The following is a 26,697-nucleotide window of genomic DNA, read 5'->3' as shown; positions in this document are numbered from 1 at the left end:
AGCATGAAAGGGAAACTTATAGTAGTCGGCGGTGGCTTGGCTGGCTTAATGGCAACGATTAAAGCGGCAGAAGCAGGAGTAAATGTTGAACTGTTTTCTTTAGTACCAGTAAAACGTTCACATTCTGTATGTGCTCAGGGCGGAATTAACGGTGCCGTAAATACGAAAGGTGAAGGGGATTCTCCATGGATCCACTTTGACGATACAATTTATGGTGGGGACTTCTTAGCGAACCAACCACCAGTTAAAGCAATGTGTGAAGCAGCACCTGGTATCATTCATTTAATGGACCGTATGGGTGTTATGTTCAACCGTACGGAAGAAGGACTTCTTGATTTCCGTCGATTTGGTGGAACGCAACATCACCGTACAGCATTTGCTGGTGCAACAACTGGACAGCAATTACTTTACGCATTAGATGAGCAAGTACGTCGTCACGAAGTAGCAGGACTTGTAACAAAATATGAAGGTTGGGATTTCTTACGAGCTGTTGTTGATGATGAAGGTGTGTGCCGAGGAATCGTTGCACAAGACTTACAAACTATGGAGATTAGAAGTTTCGGAGCAGATGCCGTGATTATGGCAACAGGGGGCCCTGGTATCATTTTCGGAAAATCAACAAACTCCATTATCAATACAGGTACAGCAGCTTCTGCTGTATATCAACAAGGCGCATATTATGCAAACGGTGAGTTCATTCAAATTCACCCAACGGCAATTCCTGGAGACGATAAATTACGTCTTATGAGTGAATCTGCACGTGGTGAAGGTGGACGTGTTTGGACATATAAAGATGGTAAACCATGGTACTTCTTAGAAGAAAAATATCCGGCTTACGGAAACCTTGTACCTCGTGACATCGCAACGCGTGAAATCTTTGATGTTTGCGTAGAGCAAAAACTAGGTATTAACGGTGAAAACATGGTGTACTTAGATCTTTCTCATAAAGATCCAAAAGAACTAGATATTAAACTAGGTGGAATTATTGAAATCTATGAGAAATTTACAGGGGATGATCCTCGTAAACTACCGATGAAAATCTTCCCAGCTGTTCACTATTCAATGGGCGGACTATGGGTTGATTATAAACAGATGACAAACATTCCAGGTTTATTTGCAGCAGGTGAGTGTGATTATTCTATGCACGGTGGTAACCGTCTTGGTGCGAACTCACTATTATCAGCAATTTATGGTGGTATGGTAGCAGGACCAAACGCAATTGAGTATATGAAAGGTCTTTCTAAATCATCTGATGCTGTTTCATCTACTGTATATGAGCAAAATGAATTAATCGAAACAGAGAAATTTAACAATATTTTAACGATGGATGGTAACGAAAATGCGTATGTTCTTCATAAAGAGCTTGGAGAATGGATGACAGATAACGTTACAGTAGTTCGTGAAAATAAAAAATTATTAGAAACAGATGCGAAAATTGAAGAATTAATGGCTCGTTACAAACGTATTAACATTAACGATACAGCAAGATGGAGTAACCAAGGTGCTTCATTTACACGCCAACTTGCAAATATGTTTGAGTTAGCACGTGTTATTACAATTGGCGCATATAACCGTAATGAGAGCCGTGGGGCGCATTACAAACCTGAATTCCCAAATCGTGATGATGCAAACTTCTTAAAAACTACGATGGCAAAATTTGAGGGAGAAGGAAATGCACCAGCATTCCATTACGAGGACGTTGATATTTCGTTAATTAAACCGCGTAAACGTGATTATTCTTCAAAACACGATGTAGCTGCTAAGGGTGAAGAGAAGGGGGATAAACAACATGTCTGAGAAAACAATCCGCCTCATCATTACGAGACAAGACGGGCCAGATGCGCAAGCGTTTGACCAAGAGTTTGAAATTCCATATCGTCCGAATATGAATATTATCTCAGCACTTATGGAAATCCGTCGTAATCCTGTTGATTCAAAAGGGAACCAAACAACTCCGATTGCCTGGGATATGAACTGCTTAGAGGAAGTATGTGGTGCATGTTCGATGGTGATTAACGGAAAACCACGTCAATCATGTACGGCACTTATCGATCAATTAGAGCAACCAATTCGCTTAAAACCGATGAAGACATTCCCGGTTGTACGTGACTTACAAGTTGATCGTAGTCGCATGTTTAATGCTCTAAAACGCGTTAAAGCGTGGATTCCAATTGATGGTACGTATGACCTAGGTCCAGGACCAAGAATGCCTGAGAAAAAGCGTCAATGGGCTTATGAGCTTTCAAAATGTATGACATGTGGTGTTTGCTTAGAATCATGTCCAAACGTAAACAGTAAGTCTGACTTTATTGGACCAGCACCGTTATCACAAGCTCGCTTATTCAACTCACATCCAACGGGTGAAATGCATAAAGCAGATCGCTTACGTGCAATTATGGGAGATGGAGGACTAGCAAACTGTGGTAACTCTCAAAACTGTGTGCAATCATGTCCGAAGGGTATTCCTTTAACAACTTCAATTGCGGCATTAAACCGTGATACAACAATTCAATCGTTCAAAGATTTCTTTGGTAGCGATAATAACTATTAATAAATATTGCCTCTTCATATCGAAGAGGCAATATTTATAACTTTATTTTTCTGTTTATTCTGTTTATTTCAAGGTGAAAAGGAGAGATAACAATGAAGAGGATTTTTTATATTGAAGACTTTGAGCAATGGGAAAGTGGTTTTTCGTTTTACAACCCTGTAAAGGTTCGTTTTGGTGAAGTAGATATGTTTGGACATGTAAATAATGTCGTTGCTTTTACTTATTTTGAAGAAGCTCGTATTGCGTTGTTTAAAGAACTTGGATTTATGCAAGAGTGGACACATGCATCATCAGAAACGATGATCGTTGTTGCGGATTTACAATGTAATTTTATTAAGCAAATATATTTTGATGAACAGCTGAAGGTGTATGTAAAGGCAGGATCGGTCGGGAATTCTTCTTTAGATTTACATTATATGGTGAAAAATGCAGCAGGAGAGGTTTGTTTAGTAGGTCGCGGAATGATGGTTCAAGCTTCGAAAAAAACAGGAAGAGGCGAACCATGGCCTGAAGAATGGAAGAAGAAATTACTACAATAATAGAGTGAAAGAAAAATAAGAGAGCAATTTGCTCTCTTATTTTTTGTCTTCCATCGCTTCTTCTAATGTTAAGTGATGTTTATATAGGTATGTAGCGTATGGATTACCAACGTAGCGTAAGTGCCATGGTTCATAGGCATATTCTGTTGTATCTGTTTTATCTTCTAAGTAACGAATGACAAAGCCGAATTCATGAGCATGTTCCGCGACCCATTTTCCTTCTGCTGTCTCTCCGAAGATAGGCTCTAATTGAAATTTAGCTGATTTTGAACTAATATCCATTGCTAAACCCGTTTGGTGTTCACTTGTACCAGGAATTGCGCTTACCGAATTAGCTTCGGCTTTTCCTTGACGTCTAACGTATGTATCATGCAACGATTTTTGGCGTTTGTATGAACGATAACCAGATACAGCTGTAAGATCAAGCCCTTCTTTTTTCGCAGCTTTGAACATGTTTTCAAGTGCCTCGGCAGCATCTTTGCGCAGCAATGTTTTTTCTTTATCTTTTGGACTAATAAATGGTACATTTGGTCTCGTTAAGTCTTCAGGAATGTATCCATCTGGTAGTTTTCGATGTTTATTAATTAAGACAAGATTAGATTTTGGATTTGTTACAACTGAAAAGTCATTGTCTATTTTCTTTGCATTATGATCAGCTTTTGGAAAAGCAGGAATCTCTTCTTTTTTATGGTTATTATGCTTTTGACTTTCGACAGCTTTTGCTTCATTATGTAGTGGTGTTTTAGAACCAAAGTAAGCGAAAGATGTGATCCCGATTACAATAGTAGTGGCAGAAATAATTATTATCTTTTTCATGATGCCTTGTAATCACAGTCCCTTCTTCATAAAATGTGTATTGTTTTTTTTATTATAAATCTAGTTTGTTGGAAAAGGAATATAAGAGTCATAACGTAATAGAAATGCAAAGAAAATGTCAGAAAATGTGTGAATTTGTAGTATTTTTTTATATAATTCATTTCTTATCTTTCATGATTTGCATTTTTTATGTAATATATATACATAAGAAGATGTAGCGATTATCGAGAATAAAGAACTTCTTGTATAGACTAGGAGTGAATGGGAATGGATTTTGCAACAATTATTGGACTTATTTTAGGATTTGTAGCAGTGGTAGTAGGGATGGTCGTCAAGGGCGCTGACGTAACAGCCTTATTAAATCCTGCCGCAGCATTAATTATTTTTATCGGTACATTTGCTGCAGTATGTATTGCATTTCCGATGAATCAACTAAAAAGGGTTCCAAAACTATTTAAAGTTCTTTTTGGTTCAAATAAAAAGGATTTAAGTTATGAACAGTTGCTAGAATTATTTGTTCATTGGACATCTGAAAGTAGAAAATACGGTATTTTGTCTTTAGAGCAACAATTAGACAAAATTCAAGATGAATTTCTTTTGCGCGGTATGAAATTTGTGATTGATGGCGTATCCGCAGAAGATTTAGAGCAGATTTTGGAATCTGAATTAGAAGCAATTGAAGAAAGACATGCAAAGGGAGCTGCTATTTTTTCGCAAGCTGGTACGTATGCACCGACATTAGGAGTTTTAGGTGCTGTTATCGGTCTTGTAGCTGCGCTTGGTAACTTAACTGATATTGAAAAGTTAGGTCATGCTATTTCGGGTGCGTTTATTGCAACGATTTTTGGTATTTTTTCAGGTTATGTATTATGGCATCCATTTGCAAATAAGTTAAAGCAAAAATCTTCAGCTGAAATTGAGAAAAAACGTTTAATCATTGATTGTTTATTAATGTTACAAGAAGGTACATATCCGTTTATTATGAAGAACCGCATTTTAGGTGCACTTTCTGCAACTGAGCGTAAAAAGCTAGAAAAAGGAGCAGAAAAAAATGCGGAGTAAGAAAAATAGAAGAGGCAAAAAGAAAAAACATGATGAGCATATCGATGAAACGTGGTTAATCCCATATTCTGATATGTTAACGTTGTTATTTGCATTGTTTATCGTTTTATTCGCAATGAGTAGTATAGATGCTGCGAAGTTTAAACAGATGGCAGTTGCTTTTCGAAGTGAATTAGCTGGGGGAACAGGTAACAAAGAATTTTTAAGTGATCAAAAGCCAAATGATGAAAAAGAATTATCAGCAAGTAGCCTTGAGGCAGAACAAGCAAAAAAACAAGAAGAAGCTAGAGCTAAAGAAAAAAAAGAGATGGATGAATTGAAAGCATTACAAAAAAAGATTGATCAATATATTAATGAAAAACAATTATCTTCTTCTTTTCAAACTAAATTAACTGAAAAGGGATTAATGGTGACAATATTAGAAAATATACTGTTTGATTCGGGGAAAGCAGATGTGAAATTAGAATCTTTAGGGATTGCAAAAGAGATGTCTAGCTTACTTGTTTCAGCGTCACCTCGTGAAATTACAGTATCGGGTCATACGGATAATGTCCCTATTGCCAATGCGCAGTTTGCGTCGAATTGGGAATTAAGTACGCAGCGGGCAGTTAATTTTATGCAAGTATTACTGCAAAATAAAGAATTACAACCAGAAAAATTTAGTGCGATTGGATACGGAGAATACCGTTCAATTGCTCCAAACGATACACAAGAAGGAAAGGCAAAGAATAGACGTGTGGAAGTATTTATCTTGCCTTTAACAGAGAAAGTAAAATAAAAGAGGATGGCGAATGCCATCCTCTTTTATTTTACATCAAATGATTTTAAGTTGTCGCGACGGATTTTATCTTTTTCTGCATCTGATTTTTTGAAATCATAATCATATAAAGCGCCTTCCCAATCGCCATACATTGGATTCGGGAAAATAATGAATTTCTCACCAAATTGTGCTTTTGAATCTGCTACTGTTTGGTTACGATCTTTTACAGATTTTCCATCAAAACCTGTGAAATCAGATAAGTTATCACCGAAGAATAAGACAATATCATGGGTTTGAGAAACGAGTTCACGGCGTTTTTCTTTTCCTTTTTCTTTCGGATCTTGTAGTAATATATGTTCTTTCGTTGCTTGAGGAGCACCTACACGCTCAAGATTTTTAATTGTTGCATCTAGTTGATTCGTTTTACGATTTGAGATGTAGTAAATATCTACACCTTTAGACTCTGTATATTTTAAGAAATCAATTGCGCCTGGAAGGGCTTCAGCCTCAGCTTTGTTAATCCAATCATCCCATTTGTAAGGATAGCCTTTGCCTGTTTTTACGCTCATTGCCTGATGAGGACTGTTATCTAAAACAGTTTCGTCTAAATCAAGCACGATAGCAGGTTTTTTCTCTGTCCCTTTTGCAAGAATTGCATCAAGCTTTAATTGACCAATGTTGTACCCTTGGTAGTAAAGTGCTTTCGTTTCACCGGCTGTTTGATACCATAAATCAGCCATTAATTGTTGTTCTGTTAATTTTACTTTCTCTTCTTTCGCCACTGTTTTCTCTGGCGTTCCTGAACATGCTACAAGTGATGTAGATAGAACCGCTACAGATAATAAAGTGGTAATGCCCCTCTTCATCTTCATATGTATCCTCCTTGATGTTAGAAAATCATTTTATATTATATATTAAAATATAATATTTTTATATGAACATTTGCATATTGTCTTTTGTATATATAGTAGTATGTCCTATATTAGAAAGATGAGCAAAATAATAATAGCTGTTTTGACAAGTTTTATTGTCGTAATGACAATTATAATTGACAAAAAGAACTTTGTTATTTACAATTTTAACTAAATAGAACAAATGATGGATTCATGACGATGTTTACATATAAGAGGATGAAGCGTGGTGCTATATTTTGTCTTGAATAAACATAGTCTTTGAAAGAGAGTACGAATGATACTAAAGGGGAGGCTTTATACTTGAGTTTACAAATTCAAAACTTAACGAAACAATTTGGGGAATCAAAAGCAGTTAACGGTTTGCAAATTTCGTTACCAAAAGGTGAAGTACTAGGGTTACTTGGACGAAATGGTGCAGGGAAAACAACAACAATCAAAATGCTTCTCGGATTATTAACGCCTAATGAAGGTTCGATTACATGGGATGGAAAAGCATTTGGAAATAGTGGTGTAACAATTGGGTATTTACCAGAAGAAAGAGGTTTATATACAAAAAGTAGAGTAATAGATCAGCTGCGATATTTTGGTAGATTAGAAGGAATGTCGAAGAAAGAAGTGGATCACGCTATTGATCACTGGTTAGAGCGTTTAGCGATACCAGAATATAAATTTAAAACGGCTGGAGAGCTTTCAAAAGGGAATCAGCAAAAAATCCAATTAATTGCTGCTCTTCTTCATAATCCGGAACTTCTCATTCTAGATGAACCATTCAGCGGCCTTGATCCAGTTAATGCTGGGATGTTAGCTAGTATTATTGAAGAACAAGTACAGAGCGGAAAGACGATTATTTTATCAAGTCATCGTATGGAACAAGTAGAGGCTTTTTGCCAACATGTATGTATTTTGAAAAAAGGTGAAGCAGTCGTAAAAGGACAGCTAAGTGATATTAAGAAAGAATACGGTTTCCGTAATTTAACGATTGAAGATACAGTAGAGAATGAAAAGGGATTAGAAGCTATACATGTATCGTATGAAAAACAACAAGGTCTTCTTTATGTGAAAGTACAAGACGATGCGGAAGCTCTCAAGATTTTGCAACAGTTGCAAGAGCAAGGTGTTAGCTTACGACAATTCAAAATGTTAGAGCCGACGTTAAACGAAATCTTTGTAGAGAGGGCGAAATAACGATGCGTAAATTTTCTCACGTATTTTCATTTTATTTTAGGGAAGCGTTTTTATCTAAGAAATCATTAATTACGAGTGCGATTTTATTTTTAGTTGTGTTTGGGATTTTTGCATTTAATCATTTTACTTCAGGCGATGATAAAAATAAGGATAAAGATAAAATTGCAGTTGTAGTAGAGAGTTCCACATATAAAGTACAAAAAGATGAGCTAAATAAGCTATTGCCATCAGCAAAAATAACAATTGGTTCAAAGGATGATTTTGATAAACTGCATAAGCAAGTAGAAGAAGGCGATTTAGATGGTCTATTCCATGTGACGGAAAAGGGTGGGGCTCCATCGATTACATATATGTATAATGGATTTCCAAGCCAAGCAACTTCTGCAATTATGGCAGGATATTTAAAGCAACAATATACGATGGTAACGATTGCCAAAAATAATGTTTCACCAGAAATTGCACAGCAATTACAAACAGAAATTCAAGTAAAGCAAGAAGCGATAAAAGATCGTACATCTTCTTTCGGAATTGCCTATTTCTTTACATTTGCTTTATATATGTTTATTGTAGCGTTCGGAAATACAATCGCAATGAATATTGCATCTGAAAAGGCGTCACGTGTAATGGAAGTAATGCTTCCGAAAGTGAAGCCTCTTACGATGATGTATGCGAAAATTTTAGCGGTTGTTTCAACGGCGTTATTGCAACTTGTCGTATTGGCGTGTGGTTATCTTATTCCATATTTGTTAGGTTGGGTCGATTTAGAAAGTGCCTCACTATTTGGTATTCCAATTGACTTTACGAAATTAGATGCAAAAGTTATCAGCATGTTTCTTGTTTATTTCATTACGGGATATTTACTTTATGCGATGATGTATGCTGCTGCTGGAGCTGTCGTATCTAAGACGGAGGATTTACAAGCTGTATCTTTCCCGGTAATGATTTTAATTATGGCTGCATTCTTTATTAGTATTAAATCATTAAGTGATCCGAATAGTACTATCGTTGTTGTAAGTTCTTACGTTCCATTTTTTACACCGATGGTTACCTTCTCACGTATTGTAGCTGGTGAAGCAGGTATGCTAGAAATTACGATAACATTAGCAGTCTTATTGGCGACAATTGCAGTATTAAATGCTGTTACAAGCCGCATTTACGTAAACGGCGTAATGAATTACTCAGATAAAGTGAAATTTAAAGATTTAGCGAAATTTATAAAGCGTCAATAATGAGAGAAAAGCATGATTTCCTATTGAAATCATGCTTTTTCTTTATGTATAAATTAAAAATAGTATATAATAATAAGAGTCGTCTTTTAATAGAATGAATAAAAAGGAGGGTGTGCAGATGGGGATTAGTAGTCGTTTTACAGTAGGTGTTCATATGCTGACATTACTTGCGATAGATCGAAACTCTCGCTGTACCTCTGAATGGATTGCCGGTAGTGTGAATACAAATCCAGTTGTGATTCGTCGCATTACAGGAATGTTGAAGAGAGCAGGACTTGTTGATGTACAAGCTGGTAAAGGTGGTACGACACTTGCTCGAGATTTAGAAGAAATTACATTACTTGATGTATATAAAGCAGTGGAAGTTGTAGAAGAAGGACAACTATTTTCCTTCCATGAAAATCCCAACATTGAATGTCCAGTAGGAGCTAATATTCAATCAGTATTAGAAATTATTTTAATGCAAGCGCAAGAAGCGATGGAAAACGTACTTGCAAATGTAACGGTAGATCAATTAGTTACAAATTTAAAGTCTAAAATGAAAGAATAAAAAAAGCGAGCTTCCTCATAATGAGGGCTCGCATTTTTTTATTCAGAAATATTGAAAATTCTATTTTTCAGTATTTAAAATGAATTTACCTACGATAGCTGCGAAGATACCACCAAGAATTGGTGCTACGATGAATACCCATAGTTGAGAAAGTGCTTCTCCACCAACAAATAAAGCTGGTGCGATACTACGAGCTGGGTTAACAGATGTTCCAGTTAACGGAATTCCTAATAAGTGAATTAAAACTAATGTGAAACCAATTACTAGTCCAGCTAAAGAAGAACTTCCTTTTTTACCTGTTACAGCAACGATAACTAAAATAAATACGAAAGTTAAAATGAACTCAACTAAAAATGCTCCAGATAAACCAAGAGTTCCGAAACCATTTTGTCCTAAATTATCTAAAGGTGTTTTAGCAGATTTTAAAATTGTTACTAACGTTGCAGTTCCTAATAAACCACCTAAAATTTGAGCTAATACATAATAACAAAGTTCCATAGCGTTCATTCGTTTGTTGATGAACATAGCTACTGATACTGCTGGGTTAATGTGACATCCAGAAATTGTTCCGATGCTATATGCCATAGCTACAATAGATAAGCCGAAAGCCATAGCGATTCCTAATGTTCCAATTCCTTCAATTCCGCCGCCAGTGACAGCTACTCCAGTTCCGAATAATACAAGTACAAATGTACCAATAAATTCAGCGATTGCTTTTTTTAACATAATTTACCTCCTATTAATGCGCATGAAACGTATTATAACATAAGTTTTAGTATAAACAGCCAATGAAATACTATTCTGATAAGGCGAAATAGGGGGACAATAAAAAAGAGTATGGTTCATCTCTATAGAACCATACCCTTTTTTTATGCCGATTTTTTCTGTTTAACGACTGGAACAGAACGGTTTAAAATACTATTTGCAACCATTCCTAACATGATAATAATCATTCCGATGAGAGAAAGTCCTCCAGGGAGTGAACCATTTAAGAAAATGATTTCTCCAAGTACGGTAAAGACCATCGTTCCAGCTTGTGTTGCTTCAACAGCTCCAAGTAGAGCGAGGTTATCTTTTGCTAAGTCAGTAGCAAAGAAAAATGTCATCGTTGCAATAACGCCGGAACATAATGCTAACAAAAATCCTTGAAGCATTTGGTTGGATGTTGGAATGCCAGTAGTAGAAAATCCGTATATACCAAGCAAGATTGTTATAGGAAGACTTCCAATTGCCATTCCTAATACACGTTGGAACGTATCAAGGCGTCCACCAACAAGCTCCATCATTTTTCGGTTACCGAACGGATATAAGAAAGCGGCTAATACGACAGGTAAAAAACCTGAAATGAACTGAGTCATTGTAATATGGCCTGCGGCAGTTGCTTGCATACAAATTACACCAAGTAAAATAAATAATGCAACATATAAGCTACGAAGTGGAATTTTTCCGCGTACAAGTTTCGTACCTGATTTTGTTTCTATTTTCACGAAAAATAGTGGTGATAGTAGTAAACCAGCTAAAATCGTAACTTGCCAAGTTCCAGCAACGAGCCAAGCTGGAGAAAAGACAGCTGAGAAACTTAATAAAGAATAAAAACCAATACCGGCAACAGAACCCCATCCGATCCATGCCAATGGATGTTTTTTTAACTCTTCCCATAATCCCCTAAAGTTTTTGCGAAATAAAACGATAAGGAATAAAATAGGAAGAGCAAATAAAAAACGGAAGGAAGCTGTCCAAGCCCAGCTCGTTCCAGATACATTCATTGCTCTATTAATAATAAAGGTTGCAGAAAAAAAGGCCGATGATAAAAGACCTAATAAAATTGCGCGCATGAAGTATAGCACTCCTTTCGAAAATAAATAATTATGTATAGTATGATATACTTTTAATTGTTAAAAGTAAACTATTTTATACTTTGAGGTGGTTTTATATATGAAAGAAAATGAAGATATGCAAACGAAAGAAGTCATTCAACAAGTTGGACAGTTATTGAGACAAATTCGAAATGAACAGAAATTAAGTTTAGAAGAATTAGCCCATAAAACAGGAGTTAGTAAATTAACATTAGGAAAGATCGAAAGAGGGGAAACAAATCCGACACTAGCTGTCATTTGGAAAATAACGAAAGGGTTATCAATTCCTTTATCCAGATTAATGGTTGTTGGAGAACCTGTAGCTGTTGCGCGCTGTGGAGAAGGATTTGCAGTAGATGAAGGACAAGTGTGGCATTTAGAAACGATGTTCCGTTATACGAAAGAAACAGGGATGGAAATGCACCGTGCTTGTTTACGATCAAATAGTATATATGAGCCAGAAGCTCATCATGAAGGTGCTATTGAGCTTGTAACAGTAATGAAAGGGAAAGTATCGATTCAAGTAGAAAGCGACGTATACGAATTAAATGAGTTTGATTCCATTCAATTTGAAGCGAATAAGAAGCATATTTATAAAAATGAAGAAGAAGAAGTGGCGGTATTACATTTAACGATGAAATATTCTTCATGAAAAAATCACCTATAGGATTCTATAGGTGATTTGCTCTTCTTAAGTATGTGAAATAATGCCGTTAGTACGAACGTGGCATAAGTAATAAACAAATGAAATAAACTAAAAATCCTGTCCCAAAACATAAAACAGCAATAACCCAAATGATACGAATAAGAGTAGAGCTAATATCAAAATATTCTCCTAAACCACCACATATACCAAATAGCATTTTATCAGTTTCGGATTTACATAACCTTTTTGACATATTCCAATCAACTCCTTTTTATATCAAACTGCATACTTTTATTCTATATGGAAATTTATGAGAAGACTATGGGGTTGTATTACATTTTTTTGTGAGAAGCGATCGTATTAATTGTCTTAATTTTCAGTGGATATTAAACTTGTAGTTATGAGGTGATTTTTAATAAAGGGTGGGGAAATAGAGATGACAGTATATTGGTTGACTAACGTAATGCTTGAATCAGGATATACATATGAAGAAGAGAGAATTTCACAAACAGAAACAGAATTATGCAGTTTACTTATTGAAGATGGTCGAATTAAAAAAATTATAAAAGGGATTGTTCAAGAGGAAGATATAGTAACTTTTGATGCTAAGAACTTATTAATGTTGCCAGCTTTCAAAGAGATGCACATTCACATTGATAAAACATATTATAGTGGTCCATGGAAAGCTTGTATGCCAGCAGAAAGTATTTTTACACGTTTTAATGAAGAAGAAAAAATTTTACCAAAGCAATTAGCGACTGCTCAAAATAGAGCGGAAAATATGCTAGAGTTACTACTGCAAAATGGTGCAACGAATATTAGAACGCATTGTAATGTTGATCCAATTATTGGGCTTAGTAATTTGGAGGCGACGTTAGCGGCATTAGAAACATATAAAAATCGAGTATCTAGTAGAATTGTTGCGTTTCCGCAACATGGATTATTGCGCAGTAATTCTGTGCAACTCGTGAAAGATGCGATGCGTATGGGTGCTCATCTAGTCGGAGGAGTAGATCCAGCTACAGTGGATAATGACATTGAAAAGTCATTACATACAATTATGGATATCGCAGTAGAATTTAATGCGGATGTTGATATTCATTTGCACGATGCGAATAATCTTGGAACGTTTACGATGAAGAGATTGGCAAGTTTAACAGAAGAAGCAGGATGGCAAGGCCGTGTAACGATTAGTCATGCACTTGGACTTGGTGGTGTTACTGATAAAGAGGCTGAAGAAGTGGCAGAAAGACTCGCAAATGTAAATATTGATATTACTTCAACAGTGCCAATTGGTAAACAAGTAATCCCAATTCCGTTATTAGATAAAAAAGGTGTTACGGTTTCATTAGGCAATGATAGCATTACAGATCATTGGTCACCGTTTGGAACAGGTGATATGCTTCAAAAGGCGAATCGATTAGCAGAGCGTTTTGGGTGGAGTGACGAAAGGTCTTTAGGAAAAGCACTCCGCTTTATTACAGGAGGAAAAGAAACGTTAAATAAGGAAGGGAAGCGAGTATGGCCGAATGTAGGGGATGAAGCGAGCTTTGTTTTGACGAATGCGACATGCGCTGCTGAAGCAGTAGCGCGTCAAACAGAAAAACGTTTAGTCGTGTATAAAGGAAATATTGTTGTTGGAAGTTTAAATGAGGTGGAATTAAATAATCTTGTGTAGAAGAATCGTTTAAATATTTTGAGGAGGGTTCTAATGGTGAGTATAGAACTCTTCTTTTTTATTCTTACAATATATTTTTATAGGAAAGCTAGAAGGGATGAAAAAATTGGACAATCAACATAACCAAAATCATATTATGGGAACTTTGCAATGGTTTATATTTTTATTAGCAAATTCAATCGCACTACCAATTGTCGTTGGCGGATTATTTCATCTTACGACGGAAGAAATATTTTATTTAATGCAGCGTACGTTTTTTGTAGTTGGTATATCTTCTTTTTTACAAGGATGGCTTGGGCATAGACTACCAATTGCGGATGGGCCGGCTGGATCTTGGGTTGGTGTATTTACCGTACTTGCTTATGCAACGGCCGGACAAGATCAATTACATAGTACACTGCAAATTTTAGAATTAGGAATGATAATCTCCGGTATTATTTTAATAGGATTAGGAGTAACTGGTTTTATAGGACGTATTTTATTTTTATTTACGCCGCTTGTGACAGGGACGTTTTTACTTTTATTATGTTTACAATTAAGTGGTGTATTTTTAAAAGGAATGTTAGGAATTACAGCTACTATTTCTCAAATCGACGGATTTACAGCAATGATCGCGTTTAGTATATTTCTGTTCGTTATTATACTATCTAATTTTGGAAAAGGCTTTGTCAAAAGTTATGCAGTTTTAATAGGATTAATTAGTGGGTGGATTATTTTTCTCATTGCAGGAAAAGTGACAATCCCATCTCAAGTAACTCATTTTGTGCAACTTCCACATATATTTGCTTGGGGACTTCCAAAATGGAATACAGGTATGGCTGTATCAAGTTTTGTTATGGTATGTATTTTAGTTTCGAATACGGTGGCAGCTATTATAGCAATTAATCAAGCAACTATTCATAAAGCGACTATTGAACAAAAACAGTTGAAAGATGGAACATGGGTTGGGGGGATTTCGCATATCATCTCTTCTGTATTTTCAACTGTAGGTGTCGTTCCGTTACCAGCAACGGCAGGATTTATACGTTTAACAAAACAAAAATATATCCGATCGTTCTTAATGGCATGTGCGTTACTAGTCGTAATGTCTCTTTTTCCAAGTATTATTCGTTACTTAGCATCTTTACCATCAGCTGTCGCATCGGCTGTTTTAATGGCTTCGTTCGTACAGTTAATTGGAATTGGATTTAATAATATAAAACAAGTGCCGATGAGTGAAAGGAATGTAACGATTTTAGGCGTTGCAGTATTATTTGGCAGCGGCGTTATGTTTTTACCGTCTGGAGCACTCCAATCCTTGCCGTCTGTTATGCAATATATATTCGGTAATGGCTTATTTGTAGGTACGGTTGTAAGTATATTGCTAGAACAAATATGGCGCGTTGGAAAGTAAGTGGATAAAAAGAGTGTACGCACTGTATAAAAGTCTAAAATAACATAGGAAATAAAGCCCATTTTCATTCACCACCTGCACATTTCGTTCATACAATATCTTGACTAAATAAACACCCAACTTACACATACACAGCTCTGGCTTAAGCAAGGAGGGTTATACCAGTTGAAGGAAAAAGCGTATCAATCTAAACCTTTACTCACAAAGAGAGAGAGAGAAGTATTTGAATTGCTGGTTCAAGATAAAACAACGAAGGAAATTGCAGGTGAACTTTTTATAAGTGAAAAGACAGTTCGCAACCACATCTCAAACGCAATGCAAAAGCTAGGGGTTAAAGGACGTTCACAAGCAGTTGTGGAGCTTCTTCGTATGGGAGAGCTCGAATTATAAGAAAGCAGCCGACTTTTATATAAAAGTCGGCTATTTTTTTGTTTGCTTCACTTGCTATATGAATGATAAAAACGTTTCATACATAAATAGGTAATAAGGAGGGGATATGTTGAAAAGGATACTGTTAGTTTCAACAAGTGCTCATGATATGAATGGACACCCGACTGGTTTGTGGCTTGAAGAGCTCGCAGCTCCTTATCATGTATTAAAAAAGGCTAAGTTTGATGTTGATATTGTGTCAATAAAAGGCGGGAGAGTACCTATAGATAGAGTGTCTATTCCGAATGGTATACCTCGCGAATTCAAGCATGTAGCTTTTTTATTGCAAAATACGAGGCCGATTTCAAATGTTCATTTTTCGGATTATGATGCGGTTTTATTTGGTGGTGGGCACGGGGCGATTGTAGATTTTCCAGGTAATCCATATGTAGCAAATTTGATTGAGAATATGTATAACAATAACCGGATTGTAGCGGCTGTTTGTCACGGAGTAAGCTCTTTAGTCGGTGTGAAAAATAAGGATGGCTCGTTTTTTGTTGCGGGTAAGCGTATAACAGGTTATACAAACGATGAAGAAAGAGCTGTACATTTAGAAAAGCGCGTTCCGTTTTTGCTAGAAAGTAAGTTGAAAGAAGAAGGAGCTTTGTTTTATGTAGCCCCCAATTTTACGCCGCATGTAGTAGTAGATGGTCATTTAATTACAGGACAAAATCCACAGTCTAGCGTGGAAATAGGTAAGGCTATAAAAAGGGTTGTAAATAAATTATAGAAAAAATACCCGCTACTAACAAAGGTAGTGGGTATTTTTATCCCTCTATTTGCCGGGCAGTAGGACCCCCGATTGGTGAGAGCTAATAATCAGTGGGGATGAACGCCCCCCCACTGATTAAAGTTTCACTGTATTCTAAAATTCCCGCCTCGAAATTGGTTTGTAACCGTCCAGTTGGTAATAATTGATTATAGTTTTTTATGTATAGTATATGAAAATGTAATAAACTAAAAAGGCATAGTGAGTATAATAACTTCATTTATAATCATTCGTGAATTTGCTATACTATTTTGTATGGACAAAAGGGGAGGTTCTTTTAAATGAGAAAAGTCGCATGTGCAAATACTTATATTAATAAAATAAAGCCCATTATTAGAAAGACAAGTTTTAGCCAATTGAAAATAGATGAAATTGCGAAATATATGGATATTAGTAAAGCTACTTTATATAAACGTTTTTCTTCGAAAGATGAAATTATTGAGGCGGTAGTAGAGGATTTCATGAACTATCTACTCGAAGGTGATGCGGATAATCAAGATGAAAGTATGTCATTTACAGAACGTTTCCAAAAGACGTTTATCCATTCTTTAAAATGTGTGACATATATTTCGGATGTTTTTTTGCAAGATTTGAAAGAAGCATATCCGCATTTGTCGGATCAATTAGTCGCTGCCCAACAAAATCGTAACCATAATTTGCAAATGTTTTTTGAAGCGGGTATGGAACAAGGTTATTTTAATAAAATGAATGCACAATTATTTATGGTACAAGATGATGTGATGTTAAGACGTATTATAGATCATTCTTTTTGTATTCAGTACGATATTACGTTAAAGAAAGCGATACTTGATTTTTATCAATTAAAGAAGTATCAACTTTTTAAACCAGAGTATATAGAAGCAATTGATGATTCTGAAATTGAAAAAGAAGTTATTGCTATTTTGCAAATGATTTCGTAAAAAAAGCAGATCTCCCTTAATAGAGGAGAATCTGCTTTTTTAGTACATATTATTTTTGCAACTGTTTTAATACTAATTTGGCGACTAGACCACCTGAAGCTGGGTTTTGACCAGTGATAACACGATTATCTTCTAGAGCATAAGCTTCCCACGGTTGCGCGGCTTTTTCGTAAAGTCCTCCATTTTTAATGAGTTCATCTTCTGTTAAAAATGGAACGAATTGATCTAATTCAGCTAATTTTTCTTCTTCATTTGAAAAGCCTGTTACCTTCTTACCGCTAATTAAACGATCCCCATTGCTTAATGTAATATGAAATAAACCAGCAGCTCCATGACAAACCGAAGAAACAATTCCGCCGTTTTCATAAATATTGCGGCTAATATTTTGAAGTTCTTTATTTTCTGGGAAGTCCCAAATAACCCCGTGGCCACCTGCGTAATAAATAACAGCGTAGTCTTCTGGATTCACTTCACTTGGTTTCATTGTAGAACCGAGGCGATTCATAAACTCTTTCTTTTGATACCATTCCCAATCGATACTCTCCGCCATTGCTAAACTATGTGGATCAATTGGTGTATAACCGCCTTGTGGACTGACGTAATCAACTTCGTAACCCGCTTCTTCAACTTTTTTTACGAAATGTACAGCTTCACCAAGCCAAAGTCCGGTAGCCCTATTTAAATTTGGGTATTTTTCTACGCTTGTTAATACAACTAACATTTTTCTCTTCATCATAATCCTCCTATAATGTCTCTTCTATATAAAAGTTCTGTATGCGTTTCATTTTATTAAGTTAAAAAATGTAAATTTGAATAATCATGCCAGTCCTCCTTATATCGGCTTCGAAATTAGTGTATAATAACTTTTGAACAAAGTAAACTAAAAAGGCTTAATTAGTTTACTTTGTATATTTTTCGTTGACAAACTGTAATGCTGAAACTATGATAGTTCCATGAATATCGAACAACATACGTGTTTCGTTTCGAATTCAATTTACCCCGCATTAACGGGCAGTAAGACCCCCATCTCAAAATTCAGCGGAAGCAAAGAAGTTAGGTGGGAGATCAACTGCCCGTAAAAGCCCGATTGGTGAGGGATAATAATCAGTGGGGGATGAACACAAACCTCACTGATTAAAGTTTCAATTTATCGCGCGATAAATTAGCAACTTTTACACATTTAATGAAGTTGTTTAGTGGTGATACAACATTTAAATAAGTTCATTTTTTTATCTATAGTTTGCCAGTTTTAAAATTGCAATCAGGAGAGTGTTACACATGGGGAAAGATATAAGAAACCATTCGAAATGGTTTGTTTTTACATTATGTTTTATTGTTTTGTTAGGACCGATGAACGCTGTGTTATTTAATGTAGCGCTAGAGGATATTGCCAATGATTTATCAATTAGTCAATCGAAAGTAAGCTGGGTTGTAGTAGGGTATTCCTTAGTTGTCGGTATTGGTTCGATAATATATGGAAAGCTGGCTGATCGTTACAGTGTAAAAAGACTATTAATTATTTCTATTATCATATTTGTAGCTGGTTCTATTGTTGGATTTGTGAATCAATCTTATGAAATTATCATTTTCGCAAGGTTAGTGCAGGCGAGCGGGGGAGCAGCGTTTATTGCGCTTAGTATGATTGCGGTGGCGAAATTAGTTGCTCCAGCTAAAAAACCAGGTGCGTTAGCAATGATTAGTTCTTCTATTGCATTAGCGGTTGGTATTGGACCTTTAGTAGGTGGGGCAATTACAAATACGTTAGGGTGGCCGTATTTATTTTTATTTATGGTTATTTCAATGATTGGTATTTTCTTACTCGTAAAATTTATGCCAGAAGAGGCGCGACATACAGATGAAGTGTTTCGCTTTGATTTCATTGGAGCAGTTTTATTATTTGTATTGATTACGACCATTTTATTAGGAGTTAATATTAATAGTTGGCTTTTTGTGTTATCTGTTGTTTTTCTATTTTTATTTAAGGCTCATATGAAGAGAACAGAGTCGCCGTTTATTGATATTGAGTTATTTACAAATAAACCATTACTTCGTTTAATAGCGGTCGGATTTATCATTAATGTGGCGTTATGTGCTAGTTTATTATTATTACCATTACTGTTAGGAAGAGGACATGGATTGTCTCCATTCGTTATTGGAATTGTATTGTTTATTGCATCTCTCTTTGGTATTGTATCTAGTTTTATTACCGGAAAGATTATTCCTTCGTTTGGGAATGTGAAGATGATGTATGTAGCTTCTGTAGTTATGATCATTGGCTTTTTAATTTTAGGGATTATTCCGGACGGGAACTTACTCTTTATTTTATTTGCGGTTATTTTAACATTTATGAGTTATTCGGCAATTCAAGTATCATTAAACACATTTATCCCGAAAACATTAAATCCAGCTAAAGTTGGAGTCGGTCTTGGTTTATATAATTTAATTAACTTTTTCGGTATGGCATTTGGACCAGCTGTAGCGAGCAAAATTATGGAATCTACAAATAGTTATCGATTGAATTTTATTTTGATCGTCATTTTAATTGCTGCTCATTTCTTCTTATTGATGGGAATGTCTTCTTTTCAAAAAAAGATGGAGCAATGAATATGCACTTTATATAGAAGAAACCGACTTTCTTATAGAAGGTCGGTTATTTTTCTATCTTGCAAATTACGAAAAAAAGGAGCAAAATAAAAAAGGTCCTAGTCTATACATGGGAAAATGAAAATTTTCATACAGAAGCATTTGAAGTGAGCGAACTTAAAGTGTGTAAAATATAATGATAAACATAAAAGATGATGAATGAGAAAACGGGTGATGAAGTTGAATAGAGCAATCGGTGTTATCGATTCAGGAGTTGGCGGTTTAACAGTAGCGAAGGAATTAATTCGTCAGTTGCCAAAAGAGCGTATCATATATTTAGGAGATACAGCACGTTGTCCTTATGGTCCACGTTCTCGAGAAGAAGTACGTCAATTTACGTGGGAAATGACAGAGCATTTACTAGACTTAAATATTAAAATGTTAGTTATTGCGTGTAATACAGCAACTGCAGTTGTATTAGAAGAGATGCAAAAACAATTACCAATTCCAGTAGTAGGAGTTATTCACCCAGGATCACGTACAGCTTTAAAAGTGACAAACACGTATCACGTTGGGATTATTGGAACGATTGGAACGGTGAAAAGTGGTGCATACGAAGAGGCGTTAAAGTCTATTAATAACCGTGTTATGGTAGAAAGTTTAGCTTGTCCACCTTTCGTTGAACTTGTAGAGAGTGGGAATTTCGAAAGTGAAATGGCGTATGAAGTTGTAAGAGAAACGTTGCAACCACTGAAAAGTACCGATATTGATACACTTATATTAGGGTGTACACATTATCCGATTTTAGGACCTGTTATTAAAAAAGTAATGGGAGATAAAGTGCAACTAATTAGTTCTGGTGATGAAACAGCACGTGAAGTAAGTACAATCTTATATCATAGTAAAATGTTGAATGAAGGAGAAGAACAAAGCGATCATCTCTTCTTAACAACAGGAAAAATAGGCTTGTTTAAAGAAATTGCATCAAAATGGTTCGGTCAACCGATTGAAAATGTGAAGCATATTCATTTAGAAAAAGAATAATAGTAGAATTTATATAAGTGAGCTCCTGAGAAATCAGGAGTTTTTGTTTTATCTTGCTATTTGCTGGGGAGTAAGACCCCTACTGATTAAAGTTTCAATTTATAAGAGGCGCAGCTTGTTCTAAAACGTGAAACAGCTCGTATACATAATAGTACAAACTTAGATTTTAGGGGGGAATGGCATGCCTAAATCCACTTTTAAATGGGTTGTTGGTGCTACTGTGAGCGCTGTTTTACTAACAGGGTGTGGCTTTATAAATCAAGAGAAAGCAACTGAACAAATTGATCCGCCAAAACAAGTTACGTATACAGAGGGTGGGAAGAAAGAAGTAGCTAAAAAAGATAAGCAAGGGCAAATGGTAAACAGAGAACTATACCTTGTTGATAAAAATGGTTATGTTGTACCACAAACGTTAGCTATACCTACTCCGAAAGCAAATGAGACTGTGAAGCAAACGTTAGAATACCTTGTGAAAGATGGACCGGTAACGAATTTATTACCGAATGGGTTTCGTGCAGTCATTCCGGCGAATACAACGATGACTTTAGATTTGAAAAAGGACGGAACGGCAGTTATTGATTTCTCTAAAGAAATGAAAAACTATGCGAAAGAAGAAGAGCGTCAAATCGTTGAATCTATAGCTTGGACGTTGACGCAATTTACAGAGATAAAACAAGTGCAGTTCCAAATAAATGGTGAGAAATTGGCAAAGATGCCGGTTGGTGGTACACCGCTTGGTGAAGGAGTGAGCCGTGCAAATGGTATTAACTTCGATGATGAACAAGTAGCAGATGTAACAAATACAAAACCAGTCACACTGTATTTTATGGCGCAAAATAATAATAAACAGCAATACTACGTACCAGTCACACGCCGCGTTGCGGAAGGTAAAGAAAATGACTATGCAGCAATTATAGATGAACTTGTAAAAGGTCCGATCCATCAATCGCTCCTGAATGATTTTAATCCAGGCGTTAAGCTTATTACGAATCCGAAATTACAAGACGGAAATCTTACATTAAACTTTAATGAAAATATATTTGTAAACCCAGATAAAAATATGATCTCAAATTACGTATTGAAGTCGTTAGTTTTATCTTTAACAGAAAAGAAAGGTGTGAAAAATATTTCTATTGAAGTGAATGGAAAAGCAAATCTTATAGATGAAAAGGGCGGAAAGTTAATAAAACCTGTAGATCGTCCAGAAAACGTGAATACAGGTAGTTTTTAATCTTGAATAATTTGATATACTTAAGTAAGAAAGGAGAATTGCTTTTTGGGTTCTCCTTCTTTTATTGTATACATATCATACATTTAAATTTGGCTATACTAACGAGTAGTAATTAAGAGGAGGTTATTTTTATGCGAGTAGATGGTAGAGAGAAAACAGAATTACGCCATATACATATTCATACGAATTATTTAAAACATCCAGAGGGATCTGTATTAATTGAAGTTGGGGATACAAAGGTGATTTGCTCAGCAACAATTGAAGAGCGTGTACCACCGTTTATGCGTGGAGAAGGAAAAGGATGGGTAACAGCTGAATACGCGATGATTCCGCGTGCAACAGAACAACGTACGATTAGGGAGTCAAGCAAAGGGAAAGTAACAGGGCGTACAATGGAAATCCAGCGCTTAATTGGACGAGCATTACGTGCGGTAGTTGATTTAGAAGCGCTTGGCGAGAGAACAGTTTGGATTGACTGTGATGTCATCCAAGCAGATGGTGGAACGAGAACAGCTTCTATTACAGGTGCATACGTAGCGATGGTATTAGCGTTTGAGAAGTTATTACAAGCAGAAAAAGTATCTAAAATTCCAGTAAAAGATTATTTAGCAGCAACGTCAGTAGGGATTGTTGAAGAGCAAGGTGTTGTTTTAGATTTAAACTATGCAGAAGATTCTAAAGCAGACGTTGATATGAATGTAATTATGACTGGAAAAGGTCAGTTTGTTGAAGTGCAAGGAACTGGAGAAGAAGCGACGTTTAGTAGAGCGCAGTTAAATGAATTACTTGATGCAGCAGAACAAGGCATTTTCCAACTGATTGATATGCAAAAAGAAGCGTTAGGTGACATCGTATCTCATATAGAGTAGAGGTGGAAAGTATGAAACAAGTTGTTGTAGCGACAAAAAATATGGGGAAAGTACGTGAATTTGCTGAGTTATTTGAGCGATTTGATTTAGAAGTGAAATCATTACACGATTTTCCTCATATTGAAGAAGTCGAAGAAACTGGTGAAACATTTGAAGAAAATGCGATCTTAAAAGCGGATAGTTTGAGTAGACAGTTGAATGCAATTGTAATTGCGGATGATTCAGGTCTTATTGTAGATGCGTTAAACGGGAAACCAGGCGTGTATTCAGCTCGTTTTGCTGGAGAGCCAAAAGATGATCAAGCGAATATTGATAAAGTTTTACAAGAATTAAATGAAATACCGTTTGATAAGCGTAAAGCTCGCTTCTACTGTGCATTAGCAGTAGCTTTCCCTGAAGGTGATAAAAAGCCTGTCATTGTAAACGGGACATGTGAAGGATTTATTTTAGAACAACGCCGCGGAGAAAATGGCTTTGGATACGATCCGATCTTTTATGTGGAAGAATACAAAAAAGCAATGGCGGAATTAAGTTCAGATGAAAAAAATGCTATTAGTCACCGCGGACGTGCTCTTCGTAAGCTAGAAGAAAAAATCCCTGAATGGTTTTTAGGAGAATAAGGGAGAGAGATTGATGAAAGCTTTAATCGTAAGCGATAGTCATAGCTCTGTGAAGGAATTACAGCAGTTAAAAGAGAAGTATGAAGGGAAAGTAGATATCATGATTCATTGCGGTGATTCAGAGCTAACGCCTGCTCATGAAGAGCTGCAAGGTTTCCATGTTGTAAAAGGAAATTGTGATTATGCTAACTTTCAAGATGAAATTGTAACTGATGTAGATGGAATTCGCTTCTTAGTTGTACATGGGCATCGACATAATGTAAAAATGACATTACAAACGCTAGCGTACCATGCTGAAGAAGTGGGAGCGCAAGTTGCATGCTTCGGACATTCTCACGTATTAGGTGCGGAATTAATCGAGGGCGTTTTATTTATTAATCCAGGCAGTATTTTATTACCACGTCAGCGTGTAGAAAAGACATTTGCTTTATTAGAAATGGATGAAAATCAAATGGAAGTTCGTTTTGAAACGTTAGACGGACAACTAGTTGAACAGGCAGTTTTTAAAAGAGGATAAGAAAATTTATCCTCTTTTAAAAAAGGTGTTGACTTTATGTGTGGTTATACATATAATAAATATTGTCGATAGGGCAACGGCGCTAACGAAGAAAAGAAAATAACATATGCGGGTGTAGTTTAGTGGTAAAACAAGAGCCTTCCAAGCTCTGGTCGAGAGTTCGATTCTCTTCACCCGCTCCATGTCCCAGTAGCTCAGCCGGATAGAGCATACGCCTTCTAAGCGTACGGTCGGGAGTTCGAATCTCTCCTGGGACGCTAAAAAAACCTTGTTATCAAAAGATAACAAGGTTTTTTGTTTGTCTAAAATTTGATGTTTGGGTTATAAGTGTAGTTCATGCTTAATATTTGCGACCTTTCCTTTGATATTAAGCAGTTGCATATGTACTTTTTTTCTTAAATAAAAAGAGTGCCATTTATGCGCCCTATTCATCTTATTTAATTTAAAGAATTAATAGGTTTATGATGGAACTCAAATCCATATCCAGATTCTCTTAATTGTTTACTTGCAATATTATAAAATTCTTTACCATTCTAGTACGGTTGAGCAGCAGTTATCGGAACTTATCCCCGGCAGTGTGTTACAATTAATAGAAGCGGAAAATGAGAATCTCCAATTGACTGGACCTGTGATTGGTTAGATGGTTTAAGAAGGTCGTATAAAAAAGGGAGATGGCGCAAAGATGGCGAGATCAAATGAGAATGATTTAACGGAGAAATTGGCAGAAGGCCACCGAAAATATGGTGATGGCAATTTTACAGTACAGAACATCGGTGATGAAACTAACCCGAATTGGACTGTCGTAAAAAATGTGAGGAAGGGATCGGCAGGCATTCGCGAAGGAGAAGATATATTAAGACTGCGATCAAAATATATAAAATAGTACGGAAATGGGCGGAGCGGGAGCTCGAATTTCTCCTGGTACGCTACAAAAACCTTGTTATCTTTTGATAACAAGGTTTTCTGTTTAGTTATTAATAAACTTCTCAAATACAAAACCATAATCTTTCACATTATATTGTTTCTTCGTATCAACAAGCCAGTTAAAGGCAATCTCGTTCATTTCTTTAAATTGCTCTGCTAAATTTACTTGTGCGTTTGAAATGCGGCTAAAGGCATTAGATGCCATATCTAAACTTTTATGTGCATATTGTAATGTAATATCGTTGTCGTATGAAATTTCTTCGATTTTAAGTAAAGCCTTATATAAATCTTTTAATTCTTCAATATGTTTTTTATGAACATCAATTGAGTAATGTTCATCGCCCATTTGAAACTTAATTTCTACATCTAAATCAATCGTTCCTGCAGTTTCGAGTGCTACGTTTTTAATTTGATATTTACTATAACGAAAGCGGCGTAGTGTACGTTTTTTACTTGTTGCGCTTGTACCGTCTAAGTGAATTAACCCTTTGTTTGTGAAGCAATATTCATCTGATTTCGATTTAATTAGAAAGTAAATTTTCTCTCCATCTTCATGCATTACATAATCATCGGCATCGACCTTATCATAGTCTTTAGGTGTAATAACAGAACCTACATCGCTTAGTCCTAATACATCTGCGGCCATTTTTTTAAACATATATAATCCCCCTTGTAAATTAAATTCTTAATTGTATAAAAATATATTAACATGATTTTCATCCTTTGTTTTCTTGTAATACGAAAATATCTGAAGGTAAGTTAAGAAAAGTAATGAATAATTATTTTGATCCTAAATTATTTAGTAAATCTATTAGTTTAAGATTGGATTCTCCGAAAAATAACCAAGAGAAAAAAGTTAATTTTGCAAGTGATTATAGAGAAATTCCGTGAAAGCACCTCAAGCTATGTGAGGTGTTTTTCTATCCTCTTTTGAAATCTTACAATTCTGTAAGGTAACTGTAAGGTAGTTCGATGGTAACAAATTGCTAATCTTTTATAATGAAGATAACAACGATAAAACGAGGAGGCAGAAATGATGAAAGGATTAGTTGTAACGGGCTTAACGGTTGCTTTTGGATTTGTAGCATATGAGAAATTAACGTATGTAGTTGATGTTGTGAAACATTTGATTGCTTAGAGAAAACAGCCATGAGAGGGAAAGGGAATGAGTGAATGAATGGAATGGTTATTTGGAATTATAGGTACTTGTAGTGTAGTGTTATTGTTCTTTGTCCCAAGTGGTATACTTAGTTCGACAACAAGTTTGTTCTTCTTAAGTTTGTTTGCTTGTACGATGCTTATTATTATGTTTTTAATGAAGCGAAGTAAACCAATCTTCTATTTTAGCATGATTGTTATGGCAATTATTGTTCTCCAAATTATTACCCTTGTAATATACCCCACAATTATAAAAGCTTTCCATTAATGATGAATCCTCTGCGCTTGTTGCTGGGGATTTTTATTTGTACAATTTTAATTTTTAGTAGAGATTTATTCGTATTGGAATGTAAAAATTAAATATTTTTATATTTCAAACAAATAGTTTTGGGATGTTGTGTTCTCATTACGCATTTGATATATTTACTTTGAACATAATTAAAATCAAGAAAAA

General features: G+C 35.7%; 29 protein-coding genes, 2 tRNA genes and 1 pseudogene. 24 read left to right on the top strand and 8 right to left on the bottom strand.

Annotated features, from left to right (window positions below; all coding sequences use genetic code 11):
• Positions 1-3 precede the first annotated feature (3 nt).
• The 3 genes from sdhA to ACTFSL_RS20415 all read left to right on the top strand — a co-directional run bounded on the left by sdhA (position 4) and on the right by ACTFSL_RS20415 (position 3,090).
• A complete protein-coding gene (gene sdhA, locus ACTFSL_RS20425) occupies positions 4-1,797 on the top strand; it encodes a succinate dehydrogenase flavoprotein subunit (protein WP_000676750.1) in 1,794 nt (597 codons plus the stop codon).
• On the top strand, positions 1,790-2,551 hold the full coding sequence (sdhB, locus tag ACTFSL_RS20420) for a succinate dehydrogenase iron-sulfur subunit (protein ID WP_001291827.1): 762 nt from the start codon (positions 1,790-1,792) through the stop codon (positions 2,549-2,551). The genes sdhA and sdhB overlap by 8 nt, the downstream gene beginning before the upstream one ends.
• Before the next feature lie 92 nt (positions 2,552-2,643).
• Positions 2,644-3,090, top strand: coding sequence for an acyl-CoA thioesterase (locus tag ACTFSL_RS20415; RefSeq protein ID WP_440042282.1), 447 nt, complete (start codon positions 2,644-2,646; stop codon positions 3,088-3,090).
• Between the two features lie 36 nt (positions 3,091-3,126).
• Here the strand turns inward: ACTFSL_RS20415 and ACTFSL_RS20410 are convergent, their stop codons facing one another.
• Positions 3,127-3,906 (bottom strand): M15 family metallopeptidase, encoded by a 780-nt coding sequence (locus ACTFSL_RS20410; protein WP_000720201.1) that lies wholly within the window; start codon positions 3,904-3,906, stop codon positions 3,127-3,129.
• Between the two features lie 267 nt (positions 3,907-4,173).
• Between ACTFSL_RS20410 and motA the strand changes: the two genes are divergently transcribed.
• Positions 4,174-4,968, top strand: a complete 795-nt coding sequence (motA, locus tag ACTFSL_RS20405) for a flagellar motor stator protein MotA (protein ID WP_000344859.1) — start codon at positions 4,174-4,176, stop codon at positions 4,966-4,968.
• Complete coding sequence (motB, locus tag ACTFSL_RS20400; protein WP_001256734.1) at positions 4,958-5,746, top strand: flagellar motor protein MotB; 789 nt, start codon at positions 4,958-4,960, stop codon at positions 5,744-5,746. The genes motA and motB overlap by 11 nt, the downstream gene beginning before the upstream one ends.
• Before the next feature lie 26 nt (positions 5,747-5,772).
• Here the strand turns inward: motB and ACTFSL_RS20395 are convergent, their stop codons facing one another.
• A complete protein-coding gene (locus ACTFSL_RS20395) occupies positions 5,773-6,600 on the bottom strand; it encodes a 5'-nucleotidase, lipoprotein e(P4) family (protein WP_000782767.1) in 828 nt (275 codons plus the stop codon).
• Between the two features lie 342 nt (positions 6,601-6,942).
• Between ACTFSL_RS20395 and ACTFSL_RS20390 the strand changes: the two genes are divergently transcribed.
• The 3 genes from ACTFSL_RS20390 to ACTFSL_RS20380 all read left to right on the top strand — a co-directional run bounded on the left by ACTFSL_RS20390 (position 6,943) and on the right by ACTFSL_RS20380 (position 9,606).
• Positions 6,943-7,827: an ABC transporter ATP-binding protein gene (locus tag ACTFSL_RS20390; protein WP_000058117.1), complete on the top strand. Its 885-nt coding sequence runs from the start codon at positions 6,943-6,945 to the stop codon at positions 7,825-7,827.
• A 2-nt stretch (positions 7,828-7,829) separates the two neighbouring features.
• Complete coding sequence (locus tag ACTFSL_RS20385) at positions 7,830-9,056, top strand: ABC transporter permease (protein WP_001224982.1); 1,227 nt, start codon at positions 7,830-7,832, stop codon at positions 9,054-9,056.
• A gap of 118 nt (positions 9,057-9,174) precedes the next feature.
• The gene (locus ACTFSL_RS20380; RefSeq protein WP_000512998.1) at positions 9,175-9,606 is read left to right on the top strand and encodes an Rrf2 family transcriptional regulator; all 432 of its coding nucleotides are present in this window, start codon (positions 9,175-9,177) and stop codon (positions 9,604-9,606) included.
• 60 nt (positions 9,607-9,666) lie between these two features.
• Here the strand turns inward: ACTFSL_RS20380 and ACTFSL_RS20375 are convergent, their stop codons facing one another.
• Positions 9,667-10,332: an aquaporin gene (locus ACTFSL_RS20375; protein ID WP_000913213.1), complete on the bottom strand. Its 666-nt coding sequence runs from the start codon at positions 10,330-10,332 to the stop codon at positions 9,667-9,669.
• A gap of 143 nt (positions 10,333-10,475) precedes the next feature.
• Entirely contained in the window at positions 10,476-11,441 is a 966-nt protein-coding gene (locus ACTFSL_RS20370; protein ID WP_001201636.1) for a DMT family transporter, read from the bottom strand.
• Positions 11,442-11,541: 100 nt separating this feature from the next.
• On the opposite strand from ACTFSL_RS20370, the gene ACTFSL_RS20365 reads away from it, so the two are divergent.
• The gene (locus ACTFSL_RS20365; protein WP_440042280.1) at positions 11,542-12,114 is read left to right on the top strand and encodes a helix-turn-helix domain-containing protein; all 573 of its coding nucleotides are present in this window, start codon (positions 11,542-11,544) and stop codon (positions 12,112-12,114) included.
• Between the two features lie 61 nt (positions 12,115-12,175).
• On the opposite strand, the gene ACTFSL_RS20360 is transcribed toward ACTFSL_RS20365, so the two are convergent.
• Positions 12,176-12,361, bottom strand: coding sequence for a PspC domain-containing protein (locus ACTFSL_RS20360; protein WP_000044334.1), 186 nt, complete (start codon positions 12,359-12,361; stop codon positions 12,176-12,178).
• A 183-nt stretch (positions 12,362-12,544) separates the two neighbouring features.
• On the opposite strand from ACTFSL_RS20360, the gene ACTFSL_RS20355 reads away from it, so the two are divergent.
• The 5 genes from ACTFSL_RS20355 (at position 12,545) to ACTFSL_RS20335 (ending at position 17,297) form a co-directional block, all read left to right on the top strand.
• Complete coding sequence (locus ACTFSL_RS20355) at positions 12,545-13,786, top strand: amidohydrolase family protein (protein ID WP_440042279.1); 1,242 nt, start codon at positions 12,545-12,547, stop codon at positions 13,784-13,786.
• Between the two features lie 97 nt (positions 13,787-13,883).
• A complete protein-coding gene (locus ACTFSL_RS20350) occupies positions 13,884-15,179 on the top strand; it encodes a purine/pyrimidine permease (RefSeq protein ID WP_000732140.1) in 1,296 nt (431 codons plus the stop codon).
• A 165-nt stretch (positions 15,180-15,344) separates the two neighbouring features.
• A complete protein-coding gene (gene gerE, locus ACTFSL_RS20345; RefSeq protein ID WP_000659484.1) occupies positions 15,345-15,569 on the top strand; it encodes a spore germination transcription factor GerE in 225 nt (74 codons plus the stop codon).
• Positions 15,570-15,675: 106 nt separating this feature from the next.
• Positions 15,676-16,338 carry a type 1 glutamine amidotransferase domain-containing protein gene (locus ACTFSL_RS20340; RefSeq protein ID WP_440042278.1) on the top strand — a complete coding sequence of 221 codons (663 nt, stop codon included), beginning with the start codon at positions 15,676-15,678 and terminating at the stop codon, positions 16,336-16,338.
• A gap of 320 nt (positions 16,339-16,658) precedes the next feature.
• Entirely contained in the window at positions 16,659-17,297 is a 639-nt protein-coding gene (locus ACTFSL_RS20335; RefSeq protein ID WP_001233006.1) for a TetR/AcrR family transcriptional regulator, read from the top strand.
• 49 nt (positions 17,298-17,346) lie between these two features.
• On the opposite strand, the gene ACTFSL_RS20330 is transcribed toward ACTFSL_RS20335, so the two are convergent.
• Entirely contained in the window at positions 17,347-18,030 is a 684-nt protein-coding gene (locus ACTFSL_RS20330) for a type 1 glutamine amidotransferase domain-containing protein (RefSeq protein WP_440042277.1), read from the bottom strand.
• Positions 18,031-18,575: 545 nt separating this feature from the next.
• Here ACTFSL_RS20330 and ACTFSL_RS20325 point away from each other — a divergent pair.
• The 8 genes from ACTFSL_RS20325 (at position 18,576) to ACTFSL_RS20290 (ending at position 24,418) form a co-directional block, all read left to right on the top strand.
• Positions 18,576-19,901, top strand: coding sequence for an MFS transporter (locus ACTFSL_RS20325; protein ID WP_000513857.1), 1,326 nt, complete (start codon positions 18,576-18,578; stop codon positions 19,899-19,901).
• A gap of 213 nt (positions 19,902-20,114) precedes the next feature.
• Entirely contained in the window at positions 20,115-20,924 is an 810-nt protein-coding gene (gene racE, locus ACTFSL_RS20320; RefSeq protein ID WP_000774005.1) for a glutamate racemase, read from the top strand.
• Positions 20,925-21,105: 181 nt separating this feature from the next.
• Positions 21,106-22,155, top strand: a complete 1,050-nt coding sequence (gene gerM / locus ACTFSL_RS20315) for a spore germination protein GerM (protein WP_001126746.1) — start codon at positions 21,106-21,108, stop codon at positions 22,153-22,155.
• Positions 22,156-22,286: 131 nt separating this feature from the next.
• Positions 22,287-23,024 carry a ribonuclease PH gene (rph, locus tag ACTFSL_RS20310; protein WP_001261765.1) on the top strand — a complete coding sequence of 246 codons (738 nt, stop codon included), beginning with the start codon at positions 22,287-22,289 and terminating at the stop codon, positions 23,022-23,024.
• An 11-nt stretch (positions 23,025-23,035) separates the two neighbouring features.
• Complete coding sequence (locus ACTFSL_RS20305; protein WP_000815939.1) at positions 23,036-23,644, top strand: XTP/dITP diphosphatase; 609 nt, start codon at positions 23,036-23,038, stop codon at positions 23,642-23,644.
• 13 nt (positions 23,645-23,657) lie between these two features.
• Positions 23,658-24,161, top strand: coding sequence for a metallophosphoesterase (locus ACTFSL_RS20300; protein WP_000645488.1), 504 nt, complete (start codon positions 23,658-23,660; stop codon positions 24,159-24,161).
• 108 nt (positions 24,162-24,269) lie between these two features.
• Positions 24,270-24,343, top strand: a tRNA-Gly gene (locus ACTFSL_RS20295).
• A gap of 1 nt (position 24,344) precedes the next feature.
• A tRNA-Arg gene (locus ACTFSL_RS20290) sits at positions 24,345-24,418 on the top strand.
• Between the two features lie 180 nt (positions 24,419-24,598).
• On the opposite strand, the pseudogene ACTFSL_RS20285 reads toward ACTFSL_RS20290, so the two are convergent.
• Positions 24,599-24,691, bottom strand: a pseudogene (locus ACTFSL_RS20285) (DUF6572 domain-containing protein); the annotation flags it as partial.
• Between the two features lie 152 nt (positions 24,692-24,843).
• Between ACTFSL_RS20285 and ACTFSL_RS20280 the strand changes: the two are divergent.
• Positions 24,844-25,044 (top strand): hypothetical protein, encoded by a 201-nt coding sequence (locus tag ACTFSL_RS20280; RefSeq protein WP_000124460.1) that lies wholly within the window; start codon positions 24,844-24,846, stop codon positions 25,042-25,044.
• Positions 25,045-25,128: 84 nt separating this feature from the next.
• Here the strand turns inward: ACTFSL_RS20280 and ACTFSL_RS20275 are convergent, their stop codons facing one another.
• Positions 25,129-25,743: a PH domain-containing protein gene (locus ACTFSL_RS20275; RefSeq protein ID WP_000473863.1), complete on the bottom strand. Its 615-nt coding sequence runs from the start codon at positions 25,741-25,743 to the stop codon at positions 25,129-25,131.
• A 519-nt stretch (positions 25,744-26,262) separates the two neighbouring features.
• Here ACTFSL_RS20275 and ACTFSL_RS20270 point away from each other — a divergent pair.
• Positions 26,263-26,511 carry a hypothetical protein gene (locus tag ACTFSL_RS20270; RefSeq protein ID WP_001983650.1) on the top strand — a complete coding sequence of 83 codons (249 nt, stop codon included), beginning with the start codon at positions 26,263-26,265 and terminating at the stop codon, positions 26,509-26,511.
• Positions 26,512-26,697 lie beyond the last annotated feature (186 nt).

Origin of the sequence: Bacillus cereus group sp. MYBK108-1, assembly GCF_051917185.1 — a bacterium.
Lineage (GTDB): Bacteria > Bacillota > Bacilli > Bacillales > Bacillaceae_G > Bacillus_A > Bacillus_A cereus.
The sequence above is the reverse complement of the archived record's forward strand: the minus strand, read 5'-3'. Positions and strand labels throughout refer to the sequence as shown.

Coding starts and splice junctions, on each gene's coding strand:
- ACTFSL_RS20275 (WP_000473863.1), bottom strand. CDS start 25,743: ATGTTTAAAAAAATGGCCGCAGATGTATTAGGACTAAGCGATGTAGGT.
- ACTFSL_RS20335 (WP_001233006.1), top strand. CDS start 16,659: ATGAGAAAAGTCGCATGTGCAAATACTTATATTAATAAAATAAAGCCC.
- racE (WP_000774005.1), top strand. CDS start 20,115: ATGAAGTTGAATAGAGCAATCGGTGTTATCGATTCAGGAGTTGGCGGT.
- ACTFSL_RS20340 (WP_440042278.1), top strand. CDS start 15,676: ATGTTGAAAAGGATACTGTTAGTTTCAACAAGTGCTCATGATATGAAT.
- motB (WP_001256734.1), top strand. CDS start 4,958: ATGCGGAGTAAGAAAAATAGAAGAGGCAAAAAGAAAAAACATGATGAG.
- ACTFSL_RS20395 (WP_000782767.1), bottom strand. CDS start 6,600: ATGAAGATGAAGAGGGGCATTACCACTTTATTATCTGTAGCGGTTCTA.
- ACTFSL_RS20375 (WP_000913213.1), bottom strand. CDS start 10,332: ATGTTAAAAAAAGCAATCGCTGAATTTATTGGTACATTTGTACTTGTA.
- sdhA (WP_000676750.1), top strand. CDS start 4: ATGAAAGGGAAACTTATAGTAGTCGGCGGTGGCTTGGCTGGCTTAATG.
- ACTFSL_RS20370 (WP_001201636.1), bottom strand. CDS start 11,441: ATGCGCGCAATTTTATTAGGTCTTTTATCATCGGCCTTTTTTTCTGCA.
- gerM (WP_001126746.1), top strand. CDS start 21,106: ATGCCTAAATCCACTTTTAAATGGGTTGTTGGTGCTACTGTGAGCGCT.
- ACTFSL_RS20410 (WP_000720201.1), bottom strand. CDS start 3,906: ATGAAAAAGATAATAATTATTTCTGCCACTACTATTGTAATCGGGATC.
- ACTFSL_RS20330 (WP_440042277.1), bottom strand. CDS start 18,030: ATGAAGAGAAAAATGTTAGTTGTATTAACAAGCGTAGAAAAATACCCA.
- ACTFSL_RS20305 (WP_000815939.1), top strand. CDS start 23,036: ATGAAACAAGTTGTTGTAGCGACAAAAAATATGGGGAAAGTACGTGAA.
- motA (WP_000344859.1), top strand. CDS start 4,174: ATGGATTTTGCAACAATTATTGGACTTATTTTAGGATTTGTAGCAGTG.
- ACTFSL_RS20380 (WP_000512998.1), top strand. CDS start 9,175: ATGGGGATTAGTAGTCGTTTTACAGTAGGTGTTCATATGCTGACATTA.
- ACTFSL_RS20365 (WP_440042280.1), top strand. CDS start 11,542: ATGAAAGAAAATGAAGATATGCAAACGAAAGAAGTCATTCAACAAGTT.
- sdhB (WP_001291827.1), top strand. CDS start 1,790: ATGTCTGAGAAAACAATCCGCCTCATCATTACGAGACAAGACGGGCCA.
- ACTFSL_RS20270 (WP_001983650.1), top strand. CDS start 26,263: ATGGAATGGTTATTTGGAATTATAGGTACTTGTAGTGTAGTGTTATTG.
- rph (WP_001261765.1), top strand. CDS start 22,287: ATGCGAGTAGATGGTAGAGAGAAAACAGAATTACGCCATATACATATT.
- ACTFSL_RS20325 (WP_000513857.1), top strand. CDS start 18,576: ATGGGGAAAGATATAAGAAACCATTCGAAATGGTTTGTTTTTACATTA.
- ACTFSL_RS20300 (WP_000645488.1), top strand. CDS start 23,658: ATGAAAGCTTTAATCGTAAGCGATAGTCATAGCTCTGTGAAGGAATTA.
- ACTFSL_RS20350 (WP_000732140.1), top strand. CDS start 13,884: ATGAAAAAATTGGACAATCAACATAACCAAAATCATATTATGGGAACT.
- ACTFSL_RS20360 (WP_000044334.1), bottom strand. CDS start 12,361: ATGTCAAAAAGGTTATGTAAATCCGAAACTGATAAAATGCTATTTGGT.
- ACTFSL_RS20280 (WP_000124460.1), top strand. CDS start 24,844: ATGGCGAGATCAAATGAGAATGATTTAACGGAGAAATTGGCAGAAGGC.
- ACTFSL_RS20385 (WP_001224982.1), top strand. CDS start 7,830: ATGCGTAAATTTTCTCACGTATTTTCATTTTATTTTAGGGAAGCGTTT.
- ACTFSL_RS20355 (WP_440042279.1), top strand. CDS start 12,545: ATGACAGTATATTGGTTGACTAACGTAATGCTTGAATCAGGATATACA.
- ACTFSL_RS20415 (WP_440042282.1), top strand. CDS start 2,644: ATGAAGAGGATTTTTTATATTGAAGACTTTGAGCAATGGGAAAGTGGT.